Here is a 7538-nt window from a genome sequence, read left to right on the forward strand (position 1 = left end):
GGCTGGCTGCCCTGAACTTGGCGTCCGGTTACATCCCCTCCACCTCTTTCAAGTTGAGATGACGCCCGAACTCCTGGACGTACACGCGTAGTGCATGAACAGGTTCGACAACAACGGCGAGATCGCAGAGCCCTGCGGACTCCCCCGCTCCCTGGCCAGCAGGCTGCCGTCCGGCCGCTGGAGCGGGGCCTTGAGCCACCGCTCCACATACAGCAGGATCCACCGCTGGTCGGTGTGATGGGCCACCGCTTTGAGGACCAGATCGTGATCAAGGTTGTCGAAGAACCCCTGGATGTCCATATCGATCACCCAGTCGGTACTCCAGCACCGCTCCCGGCACGCCTCGACCGCGTCCAGCGCGCTGCGGCGGGGCCGATAGCCGTAGGAGTCCGGGTGGAACACAGGTTCCACCATCGGCTCCAGGACCATGGCCGCCACCGTCTGCGCGATCCTGTCCGCGACCGTGGGCACCCCGAGCACCCTGACCTTGCCCGATCCCCCAGGCTTGGGAATCTCCACCATCCGCACCGGCGGCGGGAAGTAGCAGCCCGATGACATGCGATTCCACAGCTTGTAGAGGTTGCCCCGAAGGTTCTCCTCGAACTGCGTGATCGCCTCGCCGTCGACGCCCGCCGCGCCCTTGTTGGCCTTGACCCTCAAGTACGCCTCGAACACAAGGTGTTTCGAGATCTCGAACGACTTCGGCTCACTCGCCAGGCTCATCCCGGGAACTCCGGTTGACCATCAAGCAAGCCCAGACGATCCGTCCCCTTCGCTCCACCCGCATTACCGGGCTTCGTCACTACTACGAGACGGTCTGCCCCCGTGCCCCGCGACGGTACTCGGCTCCTCGCGGCGTTGTCCGCTTGGAGTACTCCCTCTCGCCGCCGGCCCACCGGACCGGCGACAGTATCGGGGCGACAGGTTCCCACGTTCCATGCAAGAGCCCGGACCAGGCTCGCGCCGCCTACATGCCGGACGCCATCCGGGCAGTCAGCAGGCTCCCCCCGGACTTGTCCCGGGGCCCAGGTCTTGCCCCGGTTTCGACGCCACTGGAATTCGTTACGACACGTCATCAGCGGTTCGCTCTCGCTCGCCTTCCTGATCCATACCTGACGCGATCAAGCCGCGCCTTTTCCCGTTGCGCTCACCACGACCGGCACTTAACCGACGCAGCCAACGGTGGTTTGAAGCCTCCCCCTGCAGGGCGACCCCGGAGGACCTACCTCCATCTCTCGCACAGCACCGCGTCCAGAAGCTCCTACATCACGCCTCCTTCAGCGTTCGTGGCACACGACCAGCGCAAATATCCGGAAGAGGTTGCCTTCCCCTTTGACTCGCCGGGCGGTGGACCCACTTCGCGCTTCGTGTCGACACCGCACACACCAGCCCCCCGATCGCCCCGGCGCAGTTCGGACGATGCAGCCCGCCCCGTTAGGAGTACCGGGGGGACTGTGCGCCGTCAGCCGTGAATCACGACAGCGTGCGTCGAGAAGGGCCCGGATGGCCTCGCGCAGCATGACCTCGATGACGATACGGAGGATCGCCATCAAGAGTCCCCCACCACCTGGTCGGGGAGGGGTTCGGCGAGGCCCGTCGGCGGAGATTCGGTCATCTCCGCAGGCCAGCGCGGGAATCGGCTAGTGTTCGGCCGCGGACCCGACGCCGGATCAGACGAACCGCCACAGGTGGTCGCTGGTGCCGTTGTCGTCCCAGAGCACGGCCAGCGCTCCCAAGGCGGTGGAGGCACCGGAGATGCCGAGAACTCGGCCGTTGTTGGCGCACTGGATCCTGAAGGTGTCGCCGCCGCCGTGGCGAAGGCGCCACCGGTGGTCGGCGGCGCCGTTGTCGGCCCACTGGACGATCCGGGTGCCGTTGGCAGTGCCACCGTTCTCCACGGCGAGGACCTTGCCGCTGTTGGAGTTGCGCAGGCGCAGGTAGCCGCCGGTGTCGAGGGCGGCCGTCCAGAGGTGGTCGGCGGTGCCGTTGTCGTCCCACTGGATGGCGAGGCCGCCGTCGGCGGTGGACATGTCCTTCACTCCGAGGAGCCGCCCGCTGGCGACGTTCTGGATCCGCCTGGCGCCGACGGGGGCGAACTGCCACTGGCCGGCGGCGGCACCGCCGTCGGCCAGTTGTACGGCTGCGGCGCCCTGGGCAGTGGCGCCGCCGGCGATGCCGAGCAGCTTGCCGGTATGGACGTTCTGGACCTCGTGGTAGCCGTTGCCGGCGTCGACGACGGTCCAGAGGTGGTCGGCGGTGCCGTTGTCGTCCCACTGGATGGCGAGGCCGCCGTCGGCGGTGGACATGTCCTTCACGCCGAGGACCTTGCCGCTGTTGACGTTGCGCAGCCGCAGTGCGGTGCCGTCGACGACGAGCGCCCAGTTGTGGTCGGCGGTGCCGGTGTCGGGCCACTGCAGGGCGAGGCCGCCGTCGACGGTGGACATGTTCTGGATGCCGAGGACGAGTCCGCTGGCCGAGTTGACCAGACGGAAAGCCGCACTGTCGGTCCGCCAGTAGACGGTGTAGTTGAAGCCCTGGGCGTCGTGGAACGGGACGAGGTCGACCGTTGCTCCGCTGGCGGTGGCCGTGAAGGCGAGGGCGGTGGTGCTGGTCCGGGTGATCGTGGCGGCGTCCAGGGCCGGGAGGGCGGACAGTGCGGTGCTGCCGTAGTTGCCGGCCAGGACGGCGGGGCCGTAGGTGATCGCCGCGACACCGGGGTTGTCGTTGGCGGCTTGGAGAGCCACCCGCATGGGGAGCTTCACGGTGACGGTGTCGCCGGAGACCCAGGACCGGGTGAGGGTGGCGTACGTGCCCGGGGTGGCCGCGACGCTCTGCGCGACGCCGTTGACGCTGATGCCGGCGCCCGAGGTCCACCCGGGGATGCGGACGCGCATGGACCACGTCCCGCCGACACTGCCGGTGACCTTGAGCGTCGTGGTGTCCTCGGCGGGGAACGCGGTGGTCTGGGTGACCGTGATGCCCCGCTGGGTCCAGTCCAGGATGGACGGGAGGAACAGGTTCACCGTGAGGGTGGTGCCGTCGTGGAAGTAGATGGAGTCCATCAGCTTGGTGTTGGACTCGACACCCGTTCCCTGGCAGCACCAGAACGTGCCGTAGTCGGTGCTCCAGGTGCCGCCGCCCCAGGCCGGGCCCTTGCCCCGGCGGCCGCTCGGGTTGAGGGGGGTGAAGTACGTGATGTGGCCGTGCGGGTCGGCCGGGTTCTGGGCGCCGATGACGTGGTTGAGCAGCGCCTTCTCGTAGAAGTCGAAGTACGAGGCCTGGTCCGGGCTCAGCTGCCACAGCTCCCGGGTCAGCTTGAGCATGTTGTAGGAGTTGCAGAGCTCGCAGGTGTCGTCGGTGAGGTAGCCGGAGATGGCGTTCGCGGCCCGGAAGTGCTCCGCCTGGCTGTTGCCGCCGATGGCGTAGGTGTGCGAGCCGGTGGTGATCGCCCAGGCGTTGGCGGCGATGTCGCGGTAGCGGGTCGTCCCGGTGGCCTTGTACTCGCGGACGGCTCCGATCCACTTGGGCACCTGCGTGTTGGCGTGTAATCCGTTGAGCTGGTCCAGGTTCGCGGCGAGCGGGTCGAAGGCCGCGGCGTGGTCGAACCGTTGAGCAGCCGTCAGCCAGCGCGTGTCACCGCTCTGTTGGTAGAGATCGGCCAGCACCTCGTTCATTCCGCCGAACTCGGTTCCCAGCATCGACTGCATCGTGCTGTAGCCGAGCGCGGCGGTGCGGCGGTCGACCCAGCCGGCGAGCGCGAGGAGCACGTCGCGGGCCTGGGTGTTGCCCAGGAGGCGCCACACGTCGAGCAGACCGGCCATGGTCTTGTGGACGCAGTAGTACGGGACGTTGCCGTTGCTCAGCTTGCCCGCTTCGAGGTTGGCGAAGTCGGCCTCGGGGAAGCCCGACAGGTAGCCGGCGGAGAAGCCCGCGGCAGCGTTGTTGGCCTGGCACTTGGCGAGTTCAGCCACCATCTGGTTGGCCTTGTCGCGGCAGGTGGTGTCCCCGAGCGCGGCGGCGGCCTGTGCCCACGCCGAGAGGAAGTGGCCCTGCACGTGGGTGCGGAAGGGGAATCCCGGGTCGTCCCAACCCCCGTTTGTGGCAGCCGCGTTGGTGGAGAGCCGGTGGTTGGCGCGGAAGTTGTACAGCAGGCGGTCGACGTCGATGAAGCGGAGGTAGGTCAGGGTGCGGTTCTGGTTGTCGAGCCATCGGCTGCTGGTGAGCCGGACCTGACCCAGCTCGAACGGGACCGTCGACACTCCGACGTCGGACCTGACCGGGGGCGTCTGTGCCCCGGCGGAGACGGGACCGAGGACGGGGCCGGCGGCTGCGGCCACGGCCGCGACGCCGGTCGCCTTGAACATGGCACGGCGGCTGAAGGGGTGAGCCGGCATGGCGAACTCCATCGTGCGTAAGAGAAGAGAACGGGGAGTACAGCGGCCAAGGGATCCGCGCACAGGGGCTGTGCGGCTCCGACCGACTACCGCAGGGGCGGCGCCACAGCCTTCGCGTGGGCATCCCGGCGGTGCCGGGCGGCAGCGAACCGGCCGGTGCGAGAAGTACCCGGCCGGAGCTGCTCGGTGTCGACCGGTCCGTCGGCGTTGGCGGGCGCCTGCTTGCCGAGGGCCTTGACCGGCTGGTCGAGCTGGTTGGCGAGCTTGGCGACCTGGTGGCGCTCCGGATTGGGGCCCGGGTCGGGGGCGAAGCCGTTCCAACTCGCCGCGAGGTGCTGGTCGGTGTGCTCCTCGTGCTTGCCGGGGCCGAACAGCTAGTCGATGAGGGGGAAGGCGCGGTCGGTGCCGGTGCGGATCTTGGGGATCACCGACGGACCAGCCGGTCGACGGCCTCGTCGACCGCGTCGGTGGAGGCTTCGACCCTGGCCAGGAGCTGCCGGAGCTCGGCGCCCGGCTGGCCGCTGGCGTTCACGAAGTGGGCGAGCTGGTCGGGGTTGTTGCCGACGGCGCCGAGCTGCCGGTTGGACTCCATGAGCTCCTGGATGCCGCGCCGGTAGTCGGCGACGGCGGCGGTCGGGTCGGTGCTCGCGGCGACGAGCGCGGCGGCGGCAGTGAAGCCGCCGGGTTCGCGCTGCTGAGGGCGGGGATTCCAGCCAATCGGCATGACCACGCCGTACGGTCGCCGCCGGGCGTCGGACGGGCACGGACGAGCGCGGACGGGACGGCGGTGCTGGCCACGGCCGGTCCGCCCGCCCCGGGCACGCCGTCGCGGGTGACCGAAAGTCGTGGATCGCCGGTGATCGACGGGCGGGCCGTTCACCTGGCTGCCTACGATGCCGCCCCGAACGAGAACGGTCAAACGGGGGAACTCGTGACTCGCGCACGGACATTGACCAGGCGTCAGGCAAATCGCTGGTCGGTCGCGGCGACCGCCGTCGCGCTCGCCGCCGCCACCGTCCTCACCGCCACCGGCAGTGCCGCCGAGGCCTCCGCGACCCCGTCCGGTGGGCTGCCGGGGTTCAAGGACGGCTACGTGGTCAGCGACGGGCTGAGGATCCACTACGCGATGGCCGGGCACGGTCCGGCGCTGGTGCTGCTGCACGGCTGGCCGGAGACGCTGCAGGCGTGGGAGCAGGTGGCGCCCGCGCTGGCCGAGGACCACACGGTGATCGCGGTGGACCTGCGCGGCCTCGGGCGCTCGCAGGCCTCCGACAGCGACGCCTACGGCAGCTACACCCCGCTGACGCTCGCCGCCGATGTGCACACCGTGGTGGACCGGCTCGGCTTCGGCGGGGCCAGGATCGCCGTGGCCGGCCATGACGTCGGCGGCGCGGTGGCGCTGGCCTACGCCGCCCGGTACCGCGACCAGGTGAGCCAGTTGGGGGTCCTGGAGGCGCCGCCTACCACCTGGTACCTGAAGCTGGTGGCCGAGCACCCGAACTTCCTGTGGTGGGACTCGTTCATCAACGGCCAGCAGCCCGGGCTGCCGGAGCAGTTGGTGGCGGGCAAGGAGAAGGTCTTCTACGGGTCGGTCTACAACAACGGCGGCCCGGGCGGCGCGCCGAGCGCCAAGAGCCAGCGGGAGTACATCGCGGCCTACAGCCGTCCCGGTGCGACCCGTTCGGGCTTCGACTTCTTCCGCCAGCAGGACAAGGGCATGCCGGAGGTGCAGGCGCTGCTCGACCGCGCTCCGCTGACCATGCCGGTGCTCGGCCTCGGCGGCCAGAACAGCATGAAGGACGCGATCGGGACGGACCTGAAGAACGTGGCGACGAACGTGACCACCGCGGTCGTGCCGAACGCCAACCACTGGGTGCTGGAGGAGGACCCGCGGTTCGTCGTCGACCAGCTGCGGCAGCTGCTGGCGCGCTGACTCGAGCCGCGCTGAACCGGGACGTCCGGTGCCGGGGCGTCCGGTGCCGGGGGACGGTGCCGGGGGAGGTCCTCCCTTAGGAAAACTTCCCTGCCAACGGGTGCACCTGGGCCCCGAACAACAACGGTTTCCCTAGAAGGGCCCTTTGGCGGGCGGGTGGCCATCCGCCCGCCCGCCCCGGCACCCGGGGCCGCTACTCCTGGAGGAACGTTTCGGTGAAGCTGGTGCCGCTGGAGCTCAGGCCGCCGGTGGTGGCCTCGTAGGCGCCGTTGGAGCTGGGGTCGAGGGCGACCGGCCCGGCGGAGCCGAGGGACCTGCCGTTGACGGTGGCCGAAGTGAAGGTCAGCGTCCCGAAGTCGGGGTAGGCGCCGGTCGGCGACTCGATGATGACCTCGGCGCTGGTCCGCTGGGCGGTGGTGGACTTGGTGGTGGTGTAGGTCCAGCCCCGTGAGGAGTCGGTCAGCTTGAGGGTGTACCGATTGCTTCCGACGTAGGTCACCGAGGCGGTGATGTGGTCGCCGGCCGACACCGGGTACGAACTCTGGCTCAGGTAGACCGGGCTCGCCGGGTACATCTCGTACCAGGCCTGGTTGACGGGGCTGCCGCTGGAGCAGTCGGTGGCCACCCCGGTCTGCTCCACGCTGGAGGAGCCGTACCCGTCGATGCCGACCCACGGGGCGTAGAGGTCGTTGGTGGAGTTGCAGGTCGCGTCGGGCTCGGTCCAGGACGCCGAGACCGAACTGAAGCCACTGCCGGTCGCGGCGTAACCGCCCCAGTTGTAGCCGTTGGTGTTGTACTGCAGCGGGCGGAACGCGAGCCCCTGGGCGGCCGCCGCGGTGGTCGGGACGGCGGGGGCGGCCAGCGTGGTGGCCGCGGCGGCGAGAGTGGCGACGCGGATCATGAATCTGCGCATGCTGGGCTCCTTCGTGAGGGGACGAACAGGAGCGCACACGCCAACGAAGGCCGTGGGGGCGGCCGTTGACGGGTGGCAGTTCAGGATGAGCCGTCTGTCATGGCCTGAGCAAGAGGATCAGGGGCAAGGTTGGCCAAGCCATTGCACTGTCGAGCGGACTACTTGACGATCCGTCCGGTCGCACGACCCGTCGGGGCCCGGGGGGGGGGGGGGTGGGAGGGGGGGAAAAAAAAAAAAGAAAAAAAAAAGAAAAAAAAAAAAAAAAAAAAAAAAACAAAAAAAAAACCCAAAAAAAAAG

At 69.0% G+C, this 7538-nt stretch carries 5 protein-coding genes; 1 reads left to right on the top strand and 4 read right to left on the bottom strand.

Going from position 1 to position 7538, the window contains the following annotated elements; translation table 11 throughout:
* Positions 1–48: 48 nt before the first annotated feature.
* The 3 genes from ACFQ87_RS07715 to ACFQ87_RS07725 form a co-directional block, all read right to left on the bottom strand.
* The gene (locus tag ACFQ87_RS07715; RefSeq protein ID WP_380609693.1) at positions 49–723 is read right to left on the bottom strand and encodes a reverse transcriptase domain-containing protein; all 675 of its coding nucleotides are present in this window, start codon (positions 721–723) and stop codon (positions 49–51) included.
* A 947-nt stretch (positions 724–1670) separates the two neighbouring features.
* Complete coding sequence (locus ACFQ87_RS07720) at positions 1671–4394, bottom strand: beta-L-arabinofuranosidase domain-containing protein (protein WP_380609694.1); 2724 nt, start codon at positions 4392–4394, stop codon at positions 1671–1673.
* 424 nt (positions 4395–4818) lie between these two features.
* Positions 4819–5118 (bottom strand): plasmid mobilization relaxosome protein MobC, encoded by a 300-nt coding sequence (locus ACFQ87_RS07725; protein ID WP_380609695.1) that lies wholly within the window; start codon positions 5116–5118, stop codon positions 4819–4821.
* A 225-nt stretch (positions 5119–5343) separates the two neighbouring features.
* Here ACFQ87_RS07725 and ACFQ87_RS07730 point away from each other — a divergent pair, with 225 nt between their 5' ends.
* Positions 5344–6327, top strand: coding sequence for an alpha/beta fold hydrolase (locus ACFQ87_RS07730; RefSeq protein WP_380609696.1), 984 nt, complete (start codon positions 5344–5346; stop codon positions 6325–6327).
* Positions 6328–6520: 193 nt separating this feature from the next.
* On the opposite strand, the gene ACFQ87_RS07735 is transcribed toward ACFQ87_RS07730, so the two are convergent.
* A complete protein-coding gene (locus ACFQ87_RS07735; RefSeq protein WP_380609697.1) occupies positions 6521–7240 on the bottom strand; it encodes a G1 family glutamic endopeptidase in 720 nt (239 codons plus the stop codon).
* Positions 7241–7538: the final 298 nt, after the last annotated feature.

It is taken from the genome of Kitasatospora sp. NPDC056531 (assembly GCF_042794375.1).
GTDB lineage: Bacteria > Actinomycetota > Actinomycetes > Streptomycetales > Streptomycetaceae > Kitasatospora.

Coding starts and splice junctions, on each gene's coding strand:
- ACFQ87_RS07720 (WP_380609694.1), bottom strand. CDS start 4,394: ATGCCGGCTCACCCCTTCAGCCGCCGTGCCATGTTCAAGGCGACCGGC.
- ACFQ87_RS07735 (WP_380609697.1), bottom strand. CDS start 7,240: ATGCGCAGATTCATGATCCGCGTCGCCACTCTCGCCGCCGCGGCCACC.
- ACFQ87_RS07715 (WP_380609693.1), bottom strand. CDS start 723: ATGAGCCTGGCGAGTGAGCCGAAGTCGTTCGAGATCTCGAAACACCTT.
- ACFQ87_RS07725 (WP_380609695.1), bottom strand. CDS start 5,118: ATGCCGATTGGCTGGAATCCCCGCCCTCAGCAGCGCGAACCCGGCGGC.